Genomic DNA, 22,100 nt, shown 5'->3' with positions numbered 1-22,100 from the left:
GAGGCGCTCGCCGCATCAGAAGTCCCCTTTCGCCCCACTTCATTCCACGATCGTTCCCGGGTGTCTTCCGGCGCCCTCCAGCGCCCCGCGAAGCCGCGCGGCAGCCGCGAAGGATCTCCGCCGGGGCCGCCGACGCACAGTCCGGGAGGTGTCGTTCACCTCCCGGACCGGTCCGCCGCCTGCGGGGAATGAGGCGGCAGTGTCCCCCAGCCCACTGAGTCCTGTGCAGTGGGCCGACCCACGCAGCACCCATGGAAACGCTTCCGAAACAGCCGGACGAGAGCGCACGGCCGGGCGCACGGCCACACACCAGGAGCACGTCCACGACTCGCCGCACGACGCCGGCACGACGCACGGACGACGCCCCCCACGTGCTGTTCCCGTGCGCCGCCGAGCGGCGTTCCGGGCCCCGCCGGCCCGGCGCCGGGACCGCCTCCGGGACCCGCCCGGTCCGCGTCCGACCCCCGTCCGGGCCGCGCTCGATCCGCTGCCCCCTTCCGCACGGACAACAATCCCGCCATACGGACGTCTGCCCCTTAACGGTAGGGATGCGGCGAACTACGCTGGGTTTACTGAGGTTCTCTGCAGGAGGCATATTCCTCGGGGCTCGGCCATATGCGTGTGCGGCCGGAGTGCCGGGGGACGTCGCTGGGGAGGACACGGTACGAATGCCGCGCGCCGCAACGGTGACGCGGCGGCCGTCTGTGTGTCGAGGGGTGGCGCATGTCCAGGGAGCAACGCGGACCGAACGAGAAGCTCGGAACCGTTCTCGCCCTCGCGGGAATCAGCAACGCCGGGCTCGCCCGGCGGGTCAATGACCTCGGGGCGCAGCGCGGTCTGACACTTCGGTACGACAAGACCTCGGTGGCCCGGTGGGTCTCCAAGGGCATGGTGCCGCAGGGCGCCGCGCCCCATCTCATCGCTGCGGCGATCGGCGCCAAGCTCGGCCGGCCGGTCCCGCTGCACGAGATCGGGCTCGCGGACGCCGACCCGGCGCCGGAGGTCGGCCTGGCCTTCCCGCGCGACGTGGGCGAGGCGGTCCGTTCGGCGACCGAGCTGTACCGGCTGGATCTGGCCGGGCGGCGGGCGGGCAGCAGCGGGATCTGGCAGTCGCTCGCGGGCTCGTTCTCAGTGAGCGCGTACGCGACGCCCGCGTCCCGCTGGCTGATATCCCCCGCCGACGCGACGGTGGAACGCGACGCGACGGCTGCCGGGGCACCCGCCTTCGACACTCAGGGCGCACGGGGCGCACACAGCGGCGCGGAGGCGCAGAGCCCACCGGGCAAGGCGGCGCAGAGTGCGGTGGCGGTGCCACCCGGCGCCCCGGCCGCGCTGAACGCACAGGCGGCCCGGACAGCGCTCGGAACGCTGGGTGCACTGGGCACGCGGCAGGCACCCGCCATCCCCGTCCAGCCCCGCCCGGAAGCCGCACCGGCATCGGCGTCGACACCGGCATCGGTATCAGTGCCGGCACCGGCACCCGTATCCACCACCATCCCCGCCACCGTCGGCCCCACCAGCGACATCTCCCCGCTGCGGGTCGGCCACAGCGATGTCTCCAAGCTGCGCGAGGCGGCCCAGGACGCCCGCCGCTGGGACTCCAAGTACGGCGGCGGGGACTGGCGCTCCTCCATGGTCCCCGAGTGTTTACGGGTCGACGCCGCACCGCTGCTGCTCGGTTCGTACAGCGACGAGGTGGGCCGGGCACTCTTCGGCGCAGCGGCCGAACTGACCAGGCTCGCCGGGTGGATGGCCTTCGACACCGGCCAGCAGGAGGCCGCGCAGCGCTACTACATCCAGGCGCTGAGACTCGCGCGGGCGGCAGCCGACGTGCCCCTGGGCGGCTACGTGCTCGCGTCCATGTCGCTCCAGGCGACCTACCGCGGCTTCGCCGACGAAGGGGTCGACCTCGCGCAGGCCGCCGTCGAACGCAACCGGGGACTCGCCACGGCCCGCACCATGAGTTTCTTCCGCCTGGTGGAGGCGCGTGCCCATGCCAAGGCGAACGACGCGTCGGCCGCGGGATCCGCGCTGAAGGCCGCCGAGAGCTGGCTGGAGCGCTCCAGGGACGGTGACGCGGACCCGTCCTGGCTCGGTTTCTACTCGTACGACAGGTTCGCGGCCGATGCCGCGGAGTGCCACCTCGACCTGAAGGCGCCCCGGCAGGTGCGTCGCTTCACCGAGCAGGCGCTCTCCAGGCCCACCGAGGAATTCGTCCGCTCGCACGGGCTGCGGCTCGTGGTGTCGGCGGTGGCCGAGCTGGAGTCGGGCAACCTGGACGCGGCCTGCGCCGCTGGGACCCGGGCGGTGGAGGTGGCGGGCCGCATCTCCTCGGCCCGGACCACGGAGTACGTACGGGACCTGCTGCACCGGCTCGAACCGTACGGTCACGAGCCGCGCGTCGCCGAGCTGCGTGAGCGGGCCAGGCCCCTGCTGGTGGCGCCCGCGTAAACGGAATCTCACGCTCCAGGAGCCGGGCCGTAAAGATTCGGCGCCACGCTGGGCCACGCTGGTTTGAGTGCGTTGTCAGTGGGTCAGTGCACTATCGGGGTGGGAGGTGGCGTGATGATGACGCGCGCGGCGTACGACTGCGATGTGCTGGTGATCGGCGGCGGGATCGTCGGGCTGTCGACGGCGTATGCGATCACACGCACCGCTCCGGGCACCCGGGTGGCGGTCCTGGAGAAGGAGTGGGGCCCGGCCCGGCACCAGACCGGGCGCAACAGCGGAGTGATCCACAGCGGCATCTATTACCGTCCCGGCTCGCTCAAGGCCCGCTACGCGGTGCGCGGCGCCGCCGAGATGGTCGACTTCTGTGCCGAGCACGGCATCGCCCACGCGGTGACCGGCAAGCTGATCGTCGCGACCGAGCGGTCCGAGCTGCCCCGGCTGCACGCCCTGGTCCAGCGCGGCCGGCAGCACGGACTGCCGGTGCGCGAGCTGGGCCCCGCCCAGATCACGGAGTACGAACCGCAGGTGAGCGGCCTCGCCGCGATCCGGGTCGGTTCGACCGGGGTGTGCGACTTCGGCGCGGTCGCGGCCCGGTTCGCCGCCGAGGTGAGCGGGGCCGGCGGCGTGATCCGTTACGGGGCGGAGGTCACCGCGATCGACCGGCGCCCCTGGGGCGTGGCGGTGCGTACGGCGGACGGCCCGGTGGTGCGGGCCCGGGTGCTGGTCAACTGCGCGGGGCTGCACTGCGACCGGGTGGCCCGGCTCGCGGGCGACGACCCGGGCATGCGGATCGTGCCCTTCCGGGGTGAGTACTACGAGCTGGCGCGGCCGGAGCTGGTGCGCGGCCTGGTCTATCCGGTGCCCGACCCGGCGTTCCCGTTCCTCGGGGTCCATCTGACCCGGGGCCACGACGGCAGCGTCCACGTCGGGCCGAACGCGGTGCCGGCGCTGGCCCGCGAGGGGTACGGCTGGGCCGTCGTGCACCCGCGCGAGCTGGCGGACACCCTGGCATGGCCCGGCACCTGGCAGATCGCCCGCAGGCACTGGCGGTACGGGGCGGGCGAGGTGCGCCGTTCGCTGTCGAAGCACGCCTTCACCGAGGCCGTGCGGCGGCTGCTGCCGGAGGTGACGGAGGACGATCTGAGACCGGCCCCGGCCGGGGTCAGGGCCCAGGCCGTGCTGCGGGACGGCAACCTGGTGGACGATTTCCTCATCCGCGAGGCCCCTCACACCGTCCATGTGCTGAACGCGCCGTCGCCCGCCGCGACGGCCTCGCTGCCCATCGGGCGGGAGGTGGCACGCAGGGCGCTGCTCCGGGCACGGGAGACGGGGTGGAGACCGCCCGCCGTAGAATCGGGGCATTGTGTCTGAGCCCATGAACCCCTCCGAGAGCCTCTCCGAGGACTCCCCCGAGAGCTCCTCCGAGCACCTCTCCTCGTCCGCTGCCGGAACCCCGTCCACCGCCGGAGTTCCGTCCGCTGCCGGAATTCCGGACGATCTGCGCGCCGCCTCCTTCGAGCGGCAGCGCAGGCTGCGCCAGGAGCCGCGCTTCCCGGGCGGGCCCGCCATCGACCCGGCCGGCTCGCACCACGAGCGCCGGATCCGCAGCTTCCAGCCGCGCCGCAGCCGCGTCACGCCCGGCCAGGAGGACGCCCTGCTGCGGCTCTGGCCGAAGTGGGGCCTGGACATCGACGGACAGCGCGTCCTCGACCTGCCCGAGCTGTTCGACGGGCTCCCGGTGGTGCTGGAGATCGGCTTCGGGATGGGTGAGGCCACCGCGCAGATGGCCGCCGACGACCCCGGCACGGGCATCCTCGCCGTCGATGTGCACACCCCCGGCCAGGGCAATCTGCTCGGCCTCGCGGACCGGAACGGCCTCTCCAACATCCGGGTGGCCAACGGCGACGCGATCATCCTGCTGCGCGAGATGCTCAAGCCGGACTCGCTGGACGGGCTGCGGGTGTACTTCCCCGACCCCTGGCCCAAGAAGCGCCATCACAAGCGGCGGCTGATCCAGCCGGAGTTCCTCGATCTGGTGGCGCAGCGGCTGAAGCCGGGGGCGGTGATCCACTGTGCGACCGACTGGGAGCCGTACGCCGAGCAGATGCTGGAGGTGCTCACCGCGCACCCCCTCTTCGAGAACACCGTGGCGGACAGCGGCTACGCGCCCCGGCCCGCGTTCCGGCCGCTGACCCGGTTCGAGGGGCAGGGCCTGGACAAGGGCCATGTCGTGCACGACCTGCTCTTCGCCCGCAGCTGAGACGGGCCGTGGGCGCGGGCGCCCCATGGCCAGGTGTCAGTGCTGCTGGTTAGGGTCATTGCGTGGTGTCCGACGGGTCTGTCCAGCAGTGGCAGTCGCAGCCGGCCGTCCCGCTCCTCGAGGAGCAGCGGGTCGGCGAGATCCTGGCTGCCGTGCCGGAGCGCAGGCACTGGCGCTACCGGCCGCGCCGGGTGGGCATGGTGTGGCGCAGCCGGACATTCCGCCTCGCGGCGGTGTTCACGGTGCTCGCGCTCTGCGGTCTGGCGATCCTGGCCCTGGTCCGCGATCAGACGGGTACTCAGGGTTTCCTCGTCGGCCTCGGCCTCGCCGTGCTGCCCGTGCCGCTCCTGCTGGCGGCGTTCCGCTGGCTCGACCGGGTCGATCCGGGCCCCTGGCGGAATGTGCTGTTCGCCTTCGCCTGGGGTGCGTTCGCCGCAGCTCTGGTGGCGATCCTGGCGAATTCGTTCGCGACCCGCTGGATAGCCACGACCACCGCGGACCCGTCGAACGCCGACACCCTCGGCGCCACGGTCATAGCCCCGGTCGTCGAGGAGAGCGCCAAGGCCGCCGCGGTCCTGCTGATCTTCCTGTTCCGAAGACGGGAGTTCAACGGGATCGTCGACGGCGTCGTGATCGCCGGCATCACCGCGAGCGGCTTCGCCTTCACGGAGAACATCCTCTACCTCGGCAACGCCTTCGGGCAGGACCAGCAGATCGGCACCTCGGGCGTCGTATCGGTGACCGCCGCGACGTTCTTCGTACGGGCGGTGATGTCGCCGTTCGCACACCCGCTCTTCACGGTGCTGACCGGCATAGGTTTCGGGCTCGCCGCGGCGAGTGCCCGGCGCCGGCGGGTCCGCCGCGTCCTGCTGCCGCTGCTGGGGCTCGTCCTCGCCATGGGCATGCACTCGCTGTGGAACGGGTCGGCGGTCTTCAGTCCGTACGGCTTCTACGCCGTGTACGCGGTGTTCATGGTCCCGGTCTTCGGCCTGGTGACCTGGCTGGCGATCTGGTCGCGCCGGCGGGAGCTGCGCACGCTCGCCGCCGAGCTGCCCGCCTACGCCGCGGCGGGCTGGCTGAGCCCGGCGGAGCCGCTCGCCCTCTCCTCGATGCGGGCCCGCGGCCTGGCCCGCGACGCGGCACGCCGCCAGTACGCCGTCGCCGCCCGGGGGAGCCGGGCGGTCCCGTACGGGCCCGGATGGTCCCCGGGAGCCGCGCCCGGACCCGCCCCCTGGCCTTCCACGCAGACAGCGGCGCAGATGGAAGCCGCGGCGAAGGCCCAGGGGAAGGCGGCCGCCCAGGCCGTCGCCGAGTACGAATCGTTCGCGACCTCACTGGCTTCGCTGCGTCTTCAGGCCCGCCGCGGGGCGGCCTGCCCGGACTTCACCGATCGCGAGCTGGAGCTGCTGCACCACCTCTGGCAGCGCCGGGAGGTGGCCGCCCCCGCCCTGGCGTACGCGGCACAGGCAGCGGGGCTCCTGCGCCCCCACCGTCTGCCGTCACCCCCGTACGCCCCGCCGTTCCCTCCGCACGCGCAGTACGGCGCCTACCGCAACGCACCCGCGCCCGGCCCCGGCTACAACCCATACCTGTTGCCGCAGCAGCCACCGCACTAGGACAGCAGCGGCCGGACGCGGTCAAGCGGGCACGGTCAGGCGGGCGCGGTCAGGCGGATGCCTCGGTGAGTTCGGCCAGTTCCTGCTCGGTCAGGGTGAGGTCCGCGACGGCCAGCAGCGCGGGCAGCTGCTCGACCGTACGGGCCGAGGCGATCGGCGCGGCCACGGTCGGCCGGGAGGCGAGCCAGGCCAGCGCGACGGTCGCGATCTCCGCACCGCGCTCCTGGGCGACCTTGTCCAGCGCGGCCAGGACCTTCTGCCCGCGCTCCGACTCCAGGTGCCGGCGGGCACCCTCCGCCCGCGCGCTCTCCACCGACGTGCCCGGACGGTACTTACCCGTGAGGAAACCGGAGGCCAGGGCGAAGTACGGCACAGCGCCGAGCCCGGCGCGGGCCACCGTGTCCTGGAGCTCGCCCTCGTACGTGTCGCGGGAGACCAGGTTGTAGTGCGGCTGAAGGGCGACGTAACGGGCCAGCCCCTCGCGCTCCGAGAAGTCCAGGGACGCCTGGAGCCGCGCGGGGCCGATGTTGGAGGCGGCGATCTCCCGGACCTTGCCCTCCTTCACCAGCTGGTCCAGGGCGGTGATGATGTCCTCGACCGGCACGGTCTCGTCGTCGAAGTGCGTGTAGTAGAGATCGATGTACTCGGTGCCGAGCCGGCGCAGCGATTCCTCGGCCGCGGCCTTGATGTTGGCGGGCGCGAGCCCCTGGTACCGGGGGTGGGTACTGACCTTCGTGGCGACGACGATGTCGGAGCGGTTGCCGCGCACGGCCAGCCACTTGCCGATGACGGTCTCGGACTCGCCGCCCTCGTTGCCCGGGACCCAGGCGGAGTACCCGTCGGCGGTGTCGACGAAATTGCCGCCGGCCGCGGCGTACGCGTCCAGCACCGCGAACGACTGTGCCTCGTCGGCGGTCCAGCCGAAGACGTTGCCGCCGAGAGCGAGCGGGAAGACCTGGAGGTCGGAAGGGCCCAGCTTACGAAGAGAAGTCATAAGTGAATCAACGGATTCCGGATAGCTCGCTATTCCGGATCACTCATGACAGGCCGCCCGCAGACGGCCGCCCACGACCGACCGCCCACAGAAAGGCCGCCCACAACAGACCACCCACAGCAGACCGGCAGCCCTGACGTCGGGGGGTGAGCGTCAGGACTGCCGGGGTTCTCAGGGGTTGAGGCCCTTGCCGCGGAGCCAGGCCATCGGGTCGATGCCCGTACCGTCGGCGGTGTGGACCTCCAGGTGGAGGTGGGGTCCCGTCACGTTGCCGGTCGCGCCGACCCGGCCGATGGTGTCACCGGTGCTGACCTTCTGGCCGACGCTCACGCCGATCGAGGACTGGTGGCAGTACCAGATCTCCGTACCGTCCTCCAGCTCCAGCACGGTGCGGTAGCCGTACGAACCGGCCAGGCCCGCCGACTTGATCGTGCCGCCGTGGACGGCCTTGACCGGGGTGCCGGTCGGAGCGGCGAAGTCGAGGCCGGTGTGGTGGCCGGAGGACCACATCGAACCGGCCTGGCCGTAGGTCGAGGTGATCGTGTACGAGAAGGTCGGGATGGCGTAGCTGGCGGCGAGCTTGGCGAGCCGCGCGGCCTCCGCCTTCTTCTTGGCCTCCTCCTCCGCCTTCTTCTTCTCGGCGGCGGCCTTGGCCTTGGCCTCGTCCTGCTGCTTCTGGGCCTCGGCGGCCGCCTTCTCCGCGGCCTCCTTCTCCTCGGCCGCCTTGGCCTCGGCGTCGGCTGCGTCCTGCTGCTGCTCGGCCTGCTGGAGGATACGGGCGCGGAGCGCCTCGCCCGCGTCCGTCGTGCCCTGCTCGGCCTCGGCGGTGGTGATGCCGGCGGTGGTGAGCGGGGCGGTGGCGGCCGCGACCTCGGTCCTGCCCGCCTCGGAACCGTCGGAGAACAGGGCGCCCACGCCGGGAAGGGACTTGGCGTCGGGGAGGTTGTCCGTGATGGCGTCGGGCATGGAGATGGAGACCGGCGGCTTGCTCTGCGCGGAGGCCATGCCACCCGCGCCGACCGCCGCTATGACGCCGACACCCAGCACCGTGGAGCTACGGGCGAGACCGTTGCGCTGCTTGGCTACGCGGTGCCTGCCGCGCACGGGGCGGACGGACTCCTCTGTGGGGTTCCACTCGTCCCAGCCGCGGTCGGGCTCACTGGTGAACTCACCCGTGAAATTGCCGGTGAAGTCGCCTTCGGGCCCGGTGCCGTAGTCGTGATCGAACCGGGACGGGGCCTCGGGGGCAGGCTTGTTGGACGCCACGGGGGCGCACTCCTTTCCTTCCTTCTCGCCTACCGGGTTAGCTGACGGGTTCGGAGCAGGAAGGTCTCCTACGGGCCCCTCTGTCTCTCACGAGACACAGGCGTCCGATTCACCCCATGTAGGTGGTTCCCCGGTTCCCTTGCGGAATTCGGCGCTCGCGCACGGCGCCGCCACTGATGACGGCTGGGACGACCGCGCTGCGTTATCGAACGTTAATAGACACCGGGGCCGTATTCCAAGCTGTTCCCACTGATCGTTCACTTCTTTGGCCTGGACTTTACGGGACACAAGCGGGTGGAATCGGACGAGTTGACCGACCCTCAGTCACTACCCTGTTTCTGACGTTGCGTCAAACGTTATGCGGAGCGGTGTCCTTCGATTACGCACGGTGGCATCACCCCGCCACGTCACCGTCCCCGCCCGTCCCTCACGTCTTTTCACGTCTCCTCAGCACCGACGATCCGCACGGTCCTTCGCCGGTCCGGCTGTCCCTCGGCCGGACGTGCGACCGCGAGCAACGCCATGTCGTCGGTCGTCTCGCCGCCCGTGTGCAGGCGCACGTCATCGGTCAGGGCTGACAGCAACTCCTCGGGCCCCGGGAAGATCCGCCCGCGCAGCCGGGCCGCCGGATCGTAGAAGACCCCCTCGGCGTCCCGCGCCTCGGAGAGGCCGTCCGTGTAGAGGAGCAGCGTCGTCCCGGCCGGCAGATCCCACTCGTCCGTGCACTCCGGCCACGTCCCCAGCCCCATCCCGATCGGCAGCGCGGGCACGGAGGGCTTCAGCACCTCCAGCGCCCCGTCCGGATGCAGCAGGAGCGGCTCGGGGTGCCCGCGGTTGACGATCCGCACCAGGGACAGCCCGTACGGGATCTCGGCCAGCACGGCGGTGATGAAGCCCTCCAGCACATCGAGCCCGCCCCGCCGCGCCTCCTCCCGCGCCAGCGCCCGCTCCAGCCGCCGCGCCACCCCCTCCAGCGAGGATTCCTGCTCGGCCGCCTCGCGGAACGCCCCGATGACCACCGCCACCGTCTCGACGGCGTCGAGCCCCTTCCCCCGTACGTCACCGACCACCAGCCGCACCCCCTGCGGGGTATCCGCCACGGCGAACAGGTCACCGCCGACGAACTCGTCCGCCTGCGCCGCCTCGTACCGCGCCGCGACATGCAGTCCGCCGATCCGGTCGGCCGGCTGCGGCAGCACCGCGCGCATGGCCGTCTCCGCGATGTACCGCGCGGAGGCCAGCTGCTCGTTGCCGCGCCGCACGACCCCGTTGATCACCACCGCGAGGACCGAGACGGTGGCCAGGGTGAGCAGCTCGATCAACGGCACGGCCTCCGGCAACGAGCTGGTGTACAGCCGCAGCGCGATGACGGCGAGCATCGAGGCGATACCGGTGCGGACAGTGCTGGCCAGCGAGAAGAACGGGGCGGCGATCAGCGGAGCGGCCACGAACAGCGGGATCGCGGTGAAGGTCGGCGGGGTGAGTGCGTCGAACACCAGCCCGCCGAGAATCATCAGGGCGGGCAGCGTCCGTACGAACCGCCGGGTACCGGCACCGCCCCCGACATTCTTGCCGCGCCGCCTCTCCCGCTTCCACACCTGTGGTCTCCTGCCCGGTACGCGCGCGGCTGCGGACGGTACCGCGCCCCACCCCCAGGCTCACCGGACCGGAACGGAGCGGCGACTCCTCCTCGGCCAATGGGGGGAATGTGCGCAGCGAAACGAATCAGGCCCGGCACGCTGCATGCGTGCCGGGCCTGATTCCTTCAGTAGCGGGGACAGGATTTGAACCTGCGACCTCTGGGTTATGAGCCCAGCGAGCTACCGAGCTGCTCCACCCCGCGTCGTTGAACACAACTCTACGGCATCTCCGGCGCCCTTTTGACCACTCGGGTCCGCCCGCCCTTCATTCCGTCCTCCTGCCGCTTCACCGGGTCCACGCCCCGTTGCAGCGAGTGGAGGATCGCCAGCCCCTGGCCGACGACGCCCGCCGCCAACTCGTTGACGCCGTTGGTGCCGTTGAGAACGGTGAGGTCGGCGCCGGACATGCCCCGGGCGGCGGCGTCGGCCAGGGCGGGCAGGTTATCCACGATGCGGTTGGCGGCGATGAGCTCCTGGTTGCCGTCACGCAGCGACGCGGCGCGCGCACTGTTGGCGTCGGCCTGCGCCTGGGCGAGGGTCCGCTCGGTGTACGCGTTGCCGTCCGCCTCGAACTTCACCCGGTCCCGGGCCGCCTCCGCCAGGGTGCGCTGCCGGTACGCCTCGGCGTCCGCCGGGCGCCGGACCTCCGCCTCCAGCCGTTTGGCGGCGAGCGCGGCCTGCCGCTCGGCCAGCGCGGTCTGCTCCTCGATGACCTCGTGCGAGGCCCTTGCCTGGGCGAGCGGCCCGGCCTGTGCGGCGCGGGCGTTGTACTGCTCGGTCTCGGCGAGGAAGCCGGCCCGCTTGATCGCGGTGTCACGTTCGTACTCCGCCTTGAGCGCGGCGGCCTGCTGCTCGCGCTGGCTGGCCTCCTGGTCGGCCTTGGCCTCGGCGATCCGGGCCTGGCTGGCGACCGCGGCGGCGTGCGGGGCCGCGAGGTTCTTGATGTAGCCGGTGGCGTCGTCGATCTCCTGGATCTGGAGGGCGTCCACGACGATGCCGAGCTTCTCCATCTCGCCGTGGCTGCCCGCGATGACCTCCTGGGAGACCCGGTTGCGTTCACGGATGATCTGCTCCACGGTCAGTCCGCCGACGATGGAACGCAGATGCCCGGCGAAGATCCGCCCGACGAGCTCCTCCATCTGCTCCTGCTCGGTCAGGAAGCGGCGGGCCGCGTTGGCGATGGACACGGAGTCGTCGCCGACCTTGAAGACGGCCACGGCCCGGACGTTGAGGCGGATGCCCTGCTGCGTCACGCAGTCCTCGGTGAGCTCCGCCTCGCGCAGCGCCAGCGAGAGCATGCGCGCCTTCTGCTTCACCGGGAGCACGAAACTGCCGTGCCCGGTGACGATCCGGAACTGGGTGTCCAGGGTCTGTCTGCCCTTGGAACCGGAGATGAGCATCGCCTCGTTGGGGGCGGGAACGTGCCAGAAGAACATGTGAAGACTCCTGCCGTACGTCACTGCGTCGGTGGTGCACGCGACGGTTTCGGCTGTTCCGGCCTCAGGGCGGCAGGCGTTCCACGATCACGCCGCGCGCCGAGACCGTGTCTACGACCACCACGCGCGCGTCCCTGTCGATCGACGTCGCCGACCATGCGGTGTAGGCCTCGGACCCACCCCGTACGGCCACCAGTACTTCGCCCGGCCCATCGGGCGGAATCGGCACGGTCACACGGCCGACCGCCCCGACCGGGCTCCGGGCGGACTCATCTGCCCTGTGCATGCGTCGCCCTCGCGAGCGTCCTTGCGCACGCCTGCTCACAGCGCTTCTCGTGCGGTGTCCCGCACCGCTTCATGGACACGAGGCGACCCCGCCTCCTGGAGGCCCGAGCCTCCTCGACATCTCCACGGTACTCCGCGCCCACCCCGGTGGAACGGTGACCGCGAGCGTCCGGCGACCGGCGAGCGGGGTGAAGTATGCGGTGATATGACTGTTTTACCTTTTGATCTTCCGACGCGATGAACTCGCGCTGATCTGGGAGCGACCCATGGACGACTACTCCTTGCTCGACCTCTTCTGGACCATGCTCTGGTTCTTCCTCTGGGTCATGTGGCTGTTCCTGCTGTTCAAGGTCATCACGGACATCTTCCGCAGCCACGACCTCGGCGGCTGGGGCAAGGCCGGCTGGCTGGTCCTCACGCTGCTGCTGCCGTACATCGGCGTGCTGATCTACGTGATCGTGCGCGGCAAGTCCATGAGCAAGCGGGACATCAAGGAGGCCCAGGAACGTGACGCGGCCTTCAAGGCGTACGTACGGGAGGCCGCCGGCACCTCCGAGGCGGGCGGCGCCGACGCCACGAAACAGAAGAGCCACGTCGACGACCTGGCGAAGCTCGCCGAGCTGAGGGACCGGGGCGCCATCACGGACGAGGAGTACCAGCGGGCGAAGACGAAGCTTCTGGTCTGACACCCGCTCCGGCCGCGCCCCGGCGCGTATGTCTCCCTCCACGCGGTCCGGCTGACTGGCAACGCGCCAGGGCCGCGGGGAGGCTTAAGACATCAGCCACGGCGGGAGGCCGAGCGGGGACGGTCCCCATCTCGATGTACGAGGAGATGGCCCGGCCATGAACGGCGTCACGCTCGAAACCCTGGACGCGATGCGGACGGCGCTGCGCGGTCCCGTCGTCGGCCCGCGGGACCCGGAGTACCGCGAGGCCCGCACCGTCCACAACGCCATGATCGACAAACGGCCGGCGGCGGTGGTGCGGTGCGCCGACGCGGCGGACGTCATGGCCACCGTCGGCTTCGTACGGGACGCGGGCCTCACGCTCGCGGTCCGCGGCGGCGGCCACAGCGGCGCGGGCCTGTGCCTGGTGGACGACGGCATCACCGTCGACCTCTCGCCCATGCGCTGGACGCACGTCGACCCCGCCGCGCGGACGGCCACGGTCGGCGGCGGCACCACGCTCGGCGACCTCGACCACGCCACCCACGCGTTCGGGCTGGCCACCCCCTCCGGAATCCTGTCGTCCACCGGCATCGGCGGCCTCGCCCTCGGCGGCGGCCACGGCTACCTCACCCGCAAGTACGGCCTGACGATCGACAATCTGCTGGCCGCGGACGTGGTCCTGGCGGACGGCACGTCGGTGCGGGCGGACAGCACCACCCACCCCGACCTGTTCTGGGCGCTGCGCGGCGGTGGCGGGAACTTCGGCGTCGTCACCTCCTTCACCTTCCGGCTGCATCCGGTGGACACGGTGGGCGTCGCCATCACGCTCTGGCCGGTCGACCGGATCCATGACGTACTGCGCTGGTACCGCGACTTCCTGCCGCAGGCCCCCGAGGACCTCAACGGCTTCTTCGCCGCGCTCACCGCGCCGCCGGGGCCCCCGTTCCCGGAGGAGATCCACGGTCAGAAGATGTGCGGCGTGGTGTGGTGCTGGACCGGCGACCCCGAACTCCTCGAAACCGCCATCGAACCCGTCGAGGACCCCGGCCGGCCCGCGTTCCACTTCATGGCCCCGATGCCGTACACCGTCCTGCAGGCCATGTTCGACGAACTGCTTCCCCCGGGTCTGCAGTGGTACTGGCGCGGCAACTTCTTCGACCGGATCACCGACGGCGCCGTCGACGTGCACGCCAAGTACGCCGAGAACCTCCCCACCGCCCTGTCGACCACGCACCTGTACCCGGTCGACGCGGCCGCCCACCGGCTCGGCCCCGACGACACGGCCTGGGCCTACCGGGACGCGGTCTGGTCCGGTGTGATCGCGGGCATAGACCCGGACCCGGACAACGCCGAGCAGCTCAGGCAGTGGTGCGTCGACTACTGGGAGGAGCTGCACCCGCACTCCATGGGCGGTACGTACGTGAACTTCATCGGCGCGGGCGAGACCCCGGACCGGATACGGGCCACCTACCGCGACCACTACGACCGCCTGGCCGCGATCAAGCGCACCTACGACCCGCACAACTTCTTCCACGCCAACCAGAACATCCAACCGGCACCGGCGGCCTGACATCTTTCGTCCGGATCAGACCGGCTCGTGGACACTCGCCCGGGAGCGGCGTGCTCCGAGGCCGTCCCGGCCGTCGGGGCCTGGCTGGCGGAGGCCGCTGAAGACGCCTGCCGCGACCAGCAGCGCACCGATGATGTCGGCGGGGCCCACCCGGCCGAGGCCGAGTGCGACGGTCGTGAGCAGTGCGCCCGCGGGGACGAGGCCGGCCGCGCCGAGTGCGACCACGATCGCGGCGCCGACGGGGGGCGGCGGAGGGTCTCATGCTGCGCGCTCCCGCAGCGTCGGGGTGGCGGCCGAGGGGGCCAGGACCTTGCGGGTGATGCGTTCGGCGATGGCGGCGACCAAGGTTCGGGGGCGGCGGGGCGTCAGGTGCGCGGTCAGGGCGTTGCCGAAGCCGGGGGCCACATAGCCGCGGTCGCGGTCCAGCGCTCGCAGAGCGGCGCGTACGACGGGTTCCGGGGTGGTCATGGCGCCGGTGACGGCCGCCTTGCGGGTGCCGATGGTCTCGAAGAAGGCGGTCTCGACCGGGCCGGGGCACAAGGTGAGCACGCGGATGCCGCGCCGCCGGTACTCCTGGCGCAGGGCCAGGCCGAAGTTCAGCACGAAGGACTTGGCCGCACCGTAGACGGCGAAGTACGGGGAGGGCTGGAAGGCGGCATTGGAAGCGACGTTGACGACCGAGCCGCGGCCGCGCTCCAGCATGCCGGGCAGCAGCTCGTGGGTGAGGTCGACGAGCGCGACGACGTTGACCATCAGCTGGTCGTGGTCGCGGGCCCCGGAGATCTCCTCGAAGCGGCCGCAGGTGCCGAAGCCCGCGTTGTTGACCAGCAGATCGACGCTCAGGCCGCGGGCCGCCAGCCGGTCGGCGACGCGGCGGGCGGCGTCCGGCTCGGCAAGGTCCTGGACCAGCACATGGGCGCGGACGCCGTGCTCGGCGGTCAGGCGCTCGGCGAGTGCGGCGAGCCGGTCGCCGGACCGCGCCACCAGGATCACCTCGTGCCCTCGGGCGGCGAGCTGCTCGGCGAACTCCGCGCCGAGGCCGGACGACGCTCCGGTGATGAGGGCGGTGCTGTGCATGAGTTCCTCCTCCAGTCAGTGCAACTGGAATGGAGAGTAGCCGTTTTCCAGCAAGCTGCAACAGGCATGTTGCAGTTAATTTTGAGACTGTGTCCGTGATGTACCGTGTTTTGGGATAAGTGGTCTATCGGGAGGCGAAATGAGCGAGAGGGCAGCGCAACCCTTGCGGGCGGATGCTGAGCGCAGCGTGCGCGCGATCCTGGAGGCGGCGGAGCGGGTGCTCGCCGAGGATCCCGGCGCCTCCATGGAGCAGATCGCCACAGCCGCGGGAGTGGCCCGGACGACGATCCACCGGCGGTTCGCCAACCGGCAGGCGCTGATCGAGGCGCTGGCGACCTCCGCGGCCCGCCAGCTCGCCCAGGCGGTGGACGACGGCAGGCCGGACACCGCGCCGCCACTGGTGGCGATACACCGGATCACGGCCAACGTGCTCCAGGTCAAGGGCGCCTGGGCGTTCGCCCTGGGGCTGGCGGAAGACCCGGACAGCGAGGCCGCCGCCCTCCAGCAGGACATCTCCCGCCGCTGCATCGCCGTGCTGGAGCGCGCCCGGGCCGACAAGCTCATCGACGAAGCGGCCGACCTCGACTGGGTGCGCCGGGTCTACTACGCGCTCATCGGGGAGTCCTTGCGTGGCAACACGGACGGCACCGACCCCGACACCCTCGCCGCCCGCATCATCGACACCCTGCTGCGCGGCGCCGGCCCGCGCGCCTGAACCGGCCGCGCCCGCGCGAGAACGACGCAGCGCCCCGACCGCAAGGAGCGGTCGGGGCGCTGTCGTGATGACGCGTAGGCCGTGTGGGACTCGAACCCACAACCAACGGATTAAAAGTCCGCTGCTCTGCCAATTGAGCTAACGGCCCTCGGCGAATCACCCCTGAGCATAGCCCGCCGGGGCCCGGCCGCCGATCGGGTATCGGTTACCGGGCCCCGTCACGGTGGATTCCCGGTCCGTCAGACGGGGTCGTCCGGGGTGATCGTGCCCTTGTGGTCCGGTTTGAGGAACCAGTGCCTCGCCGATGCCAGCCACCAGGTCGCCGCGAAGCCCAGGACCACCAGCACCGCGACGGGCGCGTAGTTGAACGTCTCCCAGGTGACCGGCGAGAGCTGCGGCAGCATGAAGAGCACCGTGATGATCAGGACCCAGACCACCGCCACGATGCCGATCGGGCGGGACCAGCGCCCCAGGTGCCAGGGGCCCGGGGTGAAGTCGCCGCCCCGGAGCAGGCGGAGCAACGTGGGGATGACGTAGGCGATGTAGAGGCCGATCACCGCGATCGAGGTCACCGCCGCGTACGCCGTGACGTTGATCAGGTACGGGAGTCCCAGCGCGAGCGCGCCGGCCGCGGCGAGCCAGACCGCGGCGACGGGGGTGCGCGTGCGGGGGCTGACCGTGTGCCAGACGCGGGAGAAGGGCAGGGCCCCGTCGCGCGAGAAGGCGTAGATCATGCGGCTGTTGGCGGTCACGGACGCCATTCCGCAGAAGAGCTGGGCGCCGATCACGATCAGCAGCAGGAGCTTGCCGGTGGTGGCGCCGAGGGCGTCCAGGAGGATCTGGGCGGGCGGGGCGCCGGTCGGCGAGTTCAGCGCCCCGTCGTACGACTGGATGGCGAAGGTGAAGCCGAGGAGCAGGACGAAGCCCGCGATCCAGGAGGTCCAGATCGACTGGACGATGCCCTTCGGGCCGGCCGTCGCCGCGTCGTGGGTCTCCTCCGTCATATGGGCGGAGGCGTCGTAGCCGGTGAAGGTGTACTGCGCCATCAGCAGCCCGATCATCACGACGTAGAAGCCGCTGCCCCAGCCGGTGTTGTTGACGAACTCGGTGAAGACGAAGGACGCCGACCGGTGCGAGTCCGGTACGAAGGTCAGGGCGCCGACGATGACGGCGACGCCGATGACGTGCCACCAGACGCTCACGCTGTTCAGGATCGCGACGATCCGCACCCCGAAGGTGTTGAGCAGGCCGTGCAGCAGCAGGATCGCGGCGAAGAGCAGGATCGTACGGGTGGGGGTGACGCCGAAGCCGAACTGGAGGTTCAGGTACGCGCCCAGGAAGGACGCCGCCCCGAAATCGATCCCGGCGGTGACGGCGACCTGGCCCAGGACGTTGAACCAGCCCGTGAACCAGGCCCAGGCCGCGGCCGAGCGCGGCGGGGCCAGCCGGTGGGCCCAGAAGTAGAGGCCGGCGGAGGTCGGGTACGCCGAACAGATCTCGGCCATCGCCAGGCCGACGAAGAGCGTCATCAGGCCGACTCCGACCCAGCCCCAGGTGATGACGGCGGGGCCGCCGGTGTTCATGCCGAAGAGGTAGAGCGTGAGGCAGCCGGAGAGCACCGAGATGATCGTGAACGAGACGGCGTAGTTGGAGAACGCCGACATGCGCCGGGCCAGCGTCTGCGTGTACCCGAGCTGTGCGAGGCGCTCCTCGTCGGAGACGCCCGGTGGTGGTGGTCGGTCCTCGCCCGTGTCGATTGTCATGCACCCAGCAATTCCCGTGTGACGGGGCACACATGCCCTCGCCACGGTCACGACTGGGAAAACGTGCCGGGGTACGAGGGGGACGCGGCCCGTTCGTACCCCGGCCCCTTCGTACCCCGGCGTCGCTCAGCTGATCTTCGTGTACTTCTTCCAGCGCGTGTCGGCCAGCTTCCTCGGCGCCGAGAAACCCCCGGTGTGGTTCGCGTTGTAGAGGTACACCGCACCCGCCGGCGTCCGCGCGAGGATGTCCTGCCGCCCGTTGTGGTCCATGTCCCCGCTGCCGACGATCACGTTGTACTTGCCCCAGCCCGAGCCGATCTTCGTACGTGGCGCGAAGCCGCCCTTGCCGTTGCCCCGGTAGAGCCAGAGCACCCCGGCACTGTCCCGCGCCACGATGTCCGCACGCCCGTCGCCCGACAGGTCGCCGCGTCCGGCGATGGCGGTGTAGCTCTTCCAGGTGGTGACCTTCGTACGGCCCGCCAGGGAGCCGTCGCTCTTGCCGCGGTAGAGCCAGATCACGCCCGAGGCGTCCCGGGCGAGGATGTCGGGGAGACCGTCCCCGCTGAGGTCCCGGGCGGCCACGATCCGGTTGTACTTGGACCAGCCGGTGCCCAGTTTCACCTTCCCGGCCTTGCCGAGATCGCTGTGGCTCAGGGCGCTGGGAATGCGGTAGAGCGTGCCGCCCGGCGTACGGGCGAGCAGGTCGCCCCTGCCGTCGCCGCCCAGGTCGCCCAGCTCGGTCATGAAGTCGAACTGGTCGCGCCGGTCGATCATCGAGCCGATGCTGTCGACGTAGCAGTCGCTGAGCCTGCCCTGCTGGTCCGTCGTGCAGAGGTCGATGAGGTCGCCCGGCTCCCGCGCCAGGACCGAGCCGCTGATCCGCTCGTCGAGGTCGACGTCACGGGTCCAGTCGATGACCGTGGACCGGTAGGAGGAGATCCTGGTGTAGAGCCGCACCCCGCCCGTCACACAGCCGGTGGCGCTGGTGGCCGAAATGGCGATGAGCTTGCCGCCGCCGACGAGCGCCCCGCCCGCGTCGCCGAAGCACTGGTCCTCGTCCGCGACGGGCGGCGCGCCCGGGGCCGGAACGGTGCAGAGCGTGCCGCTCGGCAGCGTACGGCCGAGCAGTGCGGCGCAGGACGCCGCCGACTTGAGCACCACCTGCTCGCTGTGGCGGACCCGCGGGGCGTCCGTCAGATCCAGCCCCGCCCACGAGTAGAACGTCGCCTTGGCGCCCTCCGCGTACAGAGCCGTGTCGGCGGACGAAGCGAGCACCGGCTTGCCGTACGAGGCCGGCGTCGCCCGGATCGCCACCGAGACGGCCCCCCGGCGGGTTGCCGCGTCGTACGTCGGGTGGCTGCGATAGCGCGGATCGCTGCCGCCGCTCGACAGCTGACCGCTCGACAGGTCGTACTCCCACTCCATGTCTGCGTGGCTGCGGCCGGTGAAGCAGTCGGGCGTGGCCAGGGTCCGGGTCCTGGACAGCGTGATGCCGGTGCAAGCCCGGTGGGAGCCGTCCGCTTCGTCGGCGTAGTGGAGCGGGATGAGCCACGACGGGACCGTCGTGGCCGCCCGTGCCTGCGGCGCGGAACCCAGCAGCCCGGCGAGCACGGCTCCGGCCGCGGCCAGGGTGGTGAGCGCCCTGCCCGCCACCGGCACCGCGAACCGGCCCCGCACCGGACGTCCTTCGGTCATCGGAGTCATCAGAAGACCCCCTTGTAGCCCTGCCAGCCGGTGGCGATCTTCGTGCGCGAGCCGAACGATCCCTTGCCGTTGCCGTTGTTGCGGAAGAGGTTGCCCGAGCGGTCCCGCTCGACGATGTCGGCCTTACCGTCGCCGGTGATGTCGCCCACCCCGACGATGGTGTCGTACGAGGTCCCCCACGCGCCGAAGACCTTCACACGCTCCTTCAGCTTCCCGGTGGCGGTGCCGTCGTAGCGGTAGAGCGTGCCGTCCTTGTGGTGGGCCAGCACATCGCCGTACCCGTCGCCGTTGAGATCACCGGCGCCCACGACCTTCGAGTAGCCGGTCCAGGACGAGCGGATCTTCACCCCGGCCTTCAGCTTGCCGTGACCGTCATCGGCGAAGAGGTAGACGTCGCTGGTCGACGCCTTGCGCGCGAGCAGGTCGGGCCGGCCGTCACCGGTCAGATCACCGGGCACGGTCAGCACGTTGTACGCGTTCCACCCCGTGCCCAAGGAGGTGTGGCTGCTGCTCGGCGTGTACGGGGAGCCGCACTTCCCGGCATACCGGCGCAGCTCCCCGCCGGGCATCCGTACGAGCATCTCGGCGCACCGGTCGCTGCCCATGTCCCCGAACGGGACCGCCACCGTGCCCTTGGGCCAGCCGGCGCCGGAGCGCTTCCAGTCGAACTTCCCCTTGCCCTCGGTGTAGTGCAGGGTCAGCTCGCCGACCGAGTTGAGCGTGACCAGCTCGCCGAAGTCGAGGCCGCCCTGGTCGTGGTGGCCCTGGAGGCCGCCGCCGACCGAGATCTTTCCGCCGGCGGTGTACGTGCCGTCGCCCTCGGTCGCCCTGGCCGTCAGCGTCCAGGTGTGGTTCTCGTTGGACGGATAGCCGCCCGCGTCGGTCCTGCCGTCCCAGGCGACGTCGACCTCGGCGCCCGGCCCCCCGGTCAAGGTGCGCACCGTACGGCCGTGCGCGTCCTTCACCACGAAGGTCCAGGTCACGGGCCTGTTCAGCTGCCAGGTGCTCTCCCACCTCCGGCCGCCGCCGGCGTCCTTGAGATCGATGTAGCCGGCGTTGAGATCCGACTCGATCTTCGCCAGGGGCTGCGCGGGCACCCCGCTCGGCACGATCCGGATCGCCTTGTCCGGGCCGACGTACGCGATGTCGCCGCCGAACTTGTCCACGGCCCAGGTCAGCCGGCGCTGGTCGGCGGTGGTGCCCGCGGGCAGGTCCGCGATCTCCCGGGGCGGTGCGGCCGTCCCGGTGTGGAAGTCGGTGAGCACCAGCTTCCCGGCGGTGCGGTCGTGCCGGACGAGATAGCCGTCGCCGACGAGCGCGTCGCCGGACGGCACGGTGAAGCTCTTCTTCGCCGTACGGTCGTAGACCCCGGCGACGCCGTTCGTGCCGCAGTTCCAGTAGATCCAGCGGCCGACGGTCCGGAGTTCCTTGATCACGCACGGGGCGCCGGTGGCGGCGGTGGCGACGACCTTCTTCTGTTCGAGGTCGGTGGCGGTGATCGCTCCGGCGGTGGAACTCGCCGTCCACAGCGCCGATCCCCATACCGAGGCGGCGGTGACGGACCGGGTCATCCGGACATCCGCACTGCGGTACTCGCCGACGGCGTCGACGTACTGCTTGCCCGTCGACGCCGCGTTGTAGACGAAATAGCGTCCGGTCGCATCCACGAACCGACCGCCGGTCACAGCGGGTTCGCCGAAGCTGTGGAGAGTGCCCGCCGTCAGCCAGATCTGGGCACTCTCCTGGCCGTTCTCGACGAAGAAGCGGCCCACATGGCCGTTGCCGGTGGCGCGCAGCGGTACGCAGGAACCGGCGTCGCACGGCACACGCTGGGCATGCGCACCGGTCGCGTAGGTGTCGGCGTATCCCATCGAGGTGGGAGCGCCCACCGTCGACCCGTCTGCGGCAACCCGACGGGCGAACACGAACTGCGGTCCGCTCGGGGCGATTTCCACGGTGTTCAGCACTCCACCGGCGAAGTCGATGCCCCAGACTCCGCTGGTCTGCACCGGGGTCGGCGTATCCGCCGCGACAGCGCTCTGCACCGAACCGAGACCGGTGGCGGCCACGGTGAGAGCGGCCAGCGCGGCGACACGGCGCCGGGCGCCACGACCGCGTGGAGAAGCAAGGCGAGCCAAAAGGGTCAGTCCTCCCCGAAATGCCCGAAGGCATGAAGGGCACAGGTCATCAACGGCGGCCCGCCGCAAAGGAATCACGTAGAACTCGCAAAGCCCCCCGGCCCCGCCCCTGTGCAAGTGGCCGGATGCTAGCAGCGGTTACCCATGTGAGGGAAGTGAAAAGAAAAGCGGGCCCGCTCGTGAAGAGCGGGCCCGCTTTCCGCAGACCTTTCAGCGGACCTTCAGCAGGTCCTCACCGCGTTACCGCGTTCAGCCGTTGCGCTTCCAGCGCGGCTTGTCGTCGCGGCGGCCGAAGGAACCGGTGTTGGTGCCGGTGCCCCGGTGGTCGTCGCGGCGGCCGGTCGGACGGTCGCCGCCACCGGAGCGGAAGCCACCGGACGGACGGTCGTCACGACGGTCGCGGTTGAACGGACGGTCGCTGCCACCGGAGCGGAAGCCACCGGACGGACGGTCGTCGCGACGGTCGCGGTTGAACGACGGACGGTCGTTGTCACGGCGGTCGAAGGAGCGGCCACCA

17 protein-coding genes, 2 tRNA genes, 1 pseudogene and 1 riboswitch are annotated in these 22,100 nt (G+C 71.1%); of the genes and pseudogenes, 7 read left to right on the top strand and 13 right to left on the bottom strand.

Annotated features, from left to right (window positions below; genetic code table 11):
- The first annotated feature begins 723 nt into the window (after positions 1-723).
- From ACFYY7_RS18645 to ACFYY7_RS18630, 4 genes are all read left to right on the top strand, one after another.
- A complete protein-coding gene (locus ACFYY7_RS18645) occupies positions 724-2,451 on the top strand; it encodes a sporulation protein (RefSeq protein ID WP_388662640.1) in 1,728 nt (575 codons plus the stop codon).
- A 114-nt stretch (positions 2,452-2,565) separates the two neighbouring features.
- The gene (lhgO, locus tag ACFYY7_RS18640; protein ID WP_388662638.1) at positions 2,566-3,822 is read left to right on the top strand and encodes an L-2-hydroxyglutarate oxidase; all 1,257 of its coding nucleotides are present in this window, start codon (positions 2,566-2,568) and stop codon (positions 3,820-3,822) included.
- Positions 3,815-4,711 (top strand): tRNA (guanosine(46)-N7)-methyltransferase TrmB, encoded by an 897-nt coding sequence (gene trmB, locus ACFYY7_RS18635; protein ID WP_388662636.1) that lies wholly within the window; start codon positions 3,815-3,817, stop codon positions 4,709-4,711. Before lhgO ends, trmB begins: the two co-directional genes overlap by 8 nt.
- A gap of 65 nt (positions 4,712-4,776) precedes the next feature.
- Positions 4,777-6,327 (top strand): PrsW family intramembrane metalloprotease, encoded by a 1,551-nt coding sequence (locus ACFYY7_RS18630; RefSeq protein ID WP_388662691.1) that lies wholly within the window; start codon positions 4,777-4,779, stop codon positions 6,325-6,327.
- Between the two features lie 49 nt (positions 6,328-6,376).
- Here the strand turns inward: ACFYY7_RS18630 and ACFYY7_RS18625 are convergent, their stop codons facing one another.
- From ACFYY7_RS18625 to ACFYY7_RS18600, 6 genes are all read right to left on the bottom strand, one after another.
- Complete coding sequence (locus tag ACFYY7_RS18625) at positions 6,377-7,321, bottom strand: aldo/keto reductase (protein WP_388662634.1); 945 nt, start codon at positions 7,319-7,321, stop codon at positions 6,377-6,379.
- A 171-nt stretch (positions 7,322-7,492) separates the two neighbouring features.
- A complete protein-coding gene (locus tag ACFYY7_RS18620) occupies positions 7,493-8,587 on the bottom strand; it encodes a M23 family metallopeptidase (RefSeq protein WP_388662632.1) in 1,095 nt (364 codons plus the stop codon).
- 11 nt (positions 8,588-8,598) lie between these two features.
- Positions 8,599-8,751, bottom strand: a riboswitch (cyclic di-AMP (ydaO/yuaA leader).
- A gap of 273 nt (positions 8,752-9,024) precedes the next feature.
- The gene (locus ACFYY7_RS18615; protein ID WP_388662630.1) at positions 9,025-10,185 is read right to left on the bottom strand and encodes a PP2C family protein-serine/threonine phosphatase; all 1,161 of its coding nucleotides are present in this window, start codon (positions 10,183-10,185) and stop codon (positions 9,025-9,027) included.
- Between the two features lie 171 nt (positions 10,186-10,356).
- Positions 10,357-10,430: transfer RNA gene (locus tag ACFYY7_RS18610), tRNA-Met, on the bottom strand.
- 15 nt (positions 10,431-10,445) lie between these two features.
- A complete protein-coding gene (locus ACFYY7_RS18605; protein ID WP_388662628.1) occupies positions 10,446-11,663 on the bottom strand; it encodes an SPFH domain-containing protein in 1,218 nt (405 codons plus the stop codon).
- A 64-nt stretch (positions 11,664-11,727) separates the two neighbouring features.
- Complete coding sequence (locus ACFYY7_RS18600) at positions 11,728-11,898, bottom strand: hypothetical protein (protein ID WP_266731039.1); 171 nt, start codon at positions 11,896-11,898, stop codon at positions 11,728-11,730.
- A 316-nt stretch (positions 11,899-12,214) separates the two neighbouring features.
- Here ACFYY7_RS18600 and ACFYY7_RS18595 point away from each other — a divergent pair, with 316 nt between their 5' ends.
- Both ACFYY7_RS18595 and ACFYY7_RS18590 read left to right on the top strand, forming a co-directional pair.
- Positions 12,215-12,634 carry an SHOCT domain-containing protein gene (locus ACFYY7_RS18595; protein WP_388662625.1) on the top strand — a complete coding sequence of 140 codons (420 nt, stop codon included), beginning with the start codon at positions 12,215-12,217 and terminating at the stop codon, positions 12,632-12,634.
- 157 nt (positions 12,635-12,791) lie between these two features.
- Positions 12,792-14,186, top strand: coding sequence for an FAD-binding oxidoreductase (locus tag ACFYY7_RS18590; RefSeq protein WP_388662623.1), 1,395 nt, complete (start codon positions 12,792-12,794; stop codon positions 14,184-14,186).
- Positions 14,187-14,201: 15 nt separating this feature from the next.
- On the opposite strand, the gene ACFYY7_RS18585 is transcribed toward ACFYY7_RS18590, so the two are convergent.
- Together ACFYY7_RS18585 and ACFYY7_RS18580 are read right to left on the bottom strand one after the other, a co-directional pair.
- Positions 14,202-14,411, bottom strand: coding sequence for a hypothetical protein (locus ACFYY7_RS18585; protein ID WP_388662621.1), 210 nt, complete (start codon positions 14,409-14,411; stop codon positions 14,202-14,204).
- A 33-nt stretch (positions 14,412-14,444) separates the two neighbouring features.
- On the bottom strand, positions 14,445-15,263 hold the full coding sequence (locus tag ACFYY7_RS18580) for an SDR family NAD(P)-dependent oxidoreductase (RefSeq protein ID WP_388662619.1): 819 nt from the start codon (positions 15,261-15,263) through the stop codon (positions 14,445-14,447).
- A 139-nt stretch (positions 15,264-15,402) separates the two neighbouring features.
- Between ACFYY7_RS18580 and ACFYY7_RS18575 the strand changes: the two genes are divergently transcribed.
- Positions 15,403-15,978 (top strand): TetR/AcrR family transcriptional regulator, encoded by a 576-nt coding sequence (locus ACFYY7_RS18575; RefSeq protein WP_388662617.1) that lies wholly within the window; start codon positions 15,403-15,405, stop codon positions 15,976-15,978.
- Between the two features lie 75 nt (positions 15,979-16,053).
- Here the strand turns inward: ACFYY7_RS18575 and ACFYY7_RS18570 are convergent.
- The 5 genes and pseudogenes from ACFYY7_RS18570 to ACFYY7_RS18550 all read right to left on the bottom strand — a co-directional run.
- Positions 16,054-16,126, bottom strand: a tRNA-Lys gene (locus ACFYY7_RS18570).
- 91 nt (positions 16,127-16,217) lie between these two features.
- Positions 16,218-17,741 (bottom strand): amino acid permease, encoded by a 1,524-nt coding sequence (locus ACFYY7_RS18565; protein ID WP_388662615.1) that lies wholly within the window; start codon positions 17,739-17,741, stop codon positions 16,218-16,220.
- Between the two features lie 126 nt (positions 17,742-17,867).
- Positions 17,868-19,436 carry an FG-GAP-like repeat-containing protein gene (locus ACFYY7_RS18560; RefSeq protein WP_388662613.1) on the bottom strand — a complete coding sequence of 523 codons (1,569 nt, stop codon included), beginning with the start codon at positions 19,434-19,436 and terminating at the stop codon, positions 17,868-17,870.
- Positions 19,437-19,444: 8 nt separating this feature from the next.
- Positions 19,445-21,514, bottom strand: a complete 2,070-nt coding sequence (locus ACFYY7_RS18555; protein ID WP_388662611.1) for an FG-GAP-like repeat-containing protein — start codon at positions 21,512-21,514, stop codon at positions 19,445-19,447.
- A gap of 318 nt (positions 21,515-21,832) precedes the next feature.
- A pseudogene (locus ACFYY7_RS18550) lies at positions 21,833-22,100 on the bottom strand (RNA helicase); the annotation flags it as partial.

This window comes from Streptomyces sp. NPDC001933, assembly GCF_042890955.1.
Classification (GTDB): domain Bacteria; phylum Actinomycetota; class Actinomycetes; order Streptomycetales; family Streptomycetaceae; genus Streptomyces.
Note: the sequence above shows the minus strand (reverse complement) of the source record. Positions and strands in the feature narration are given on the sequence as shown.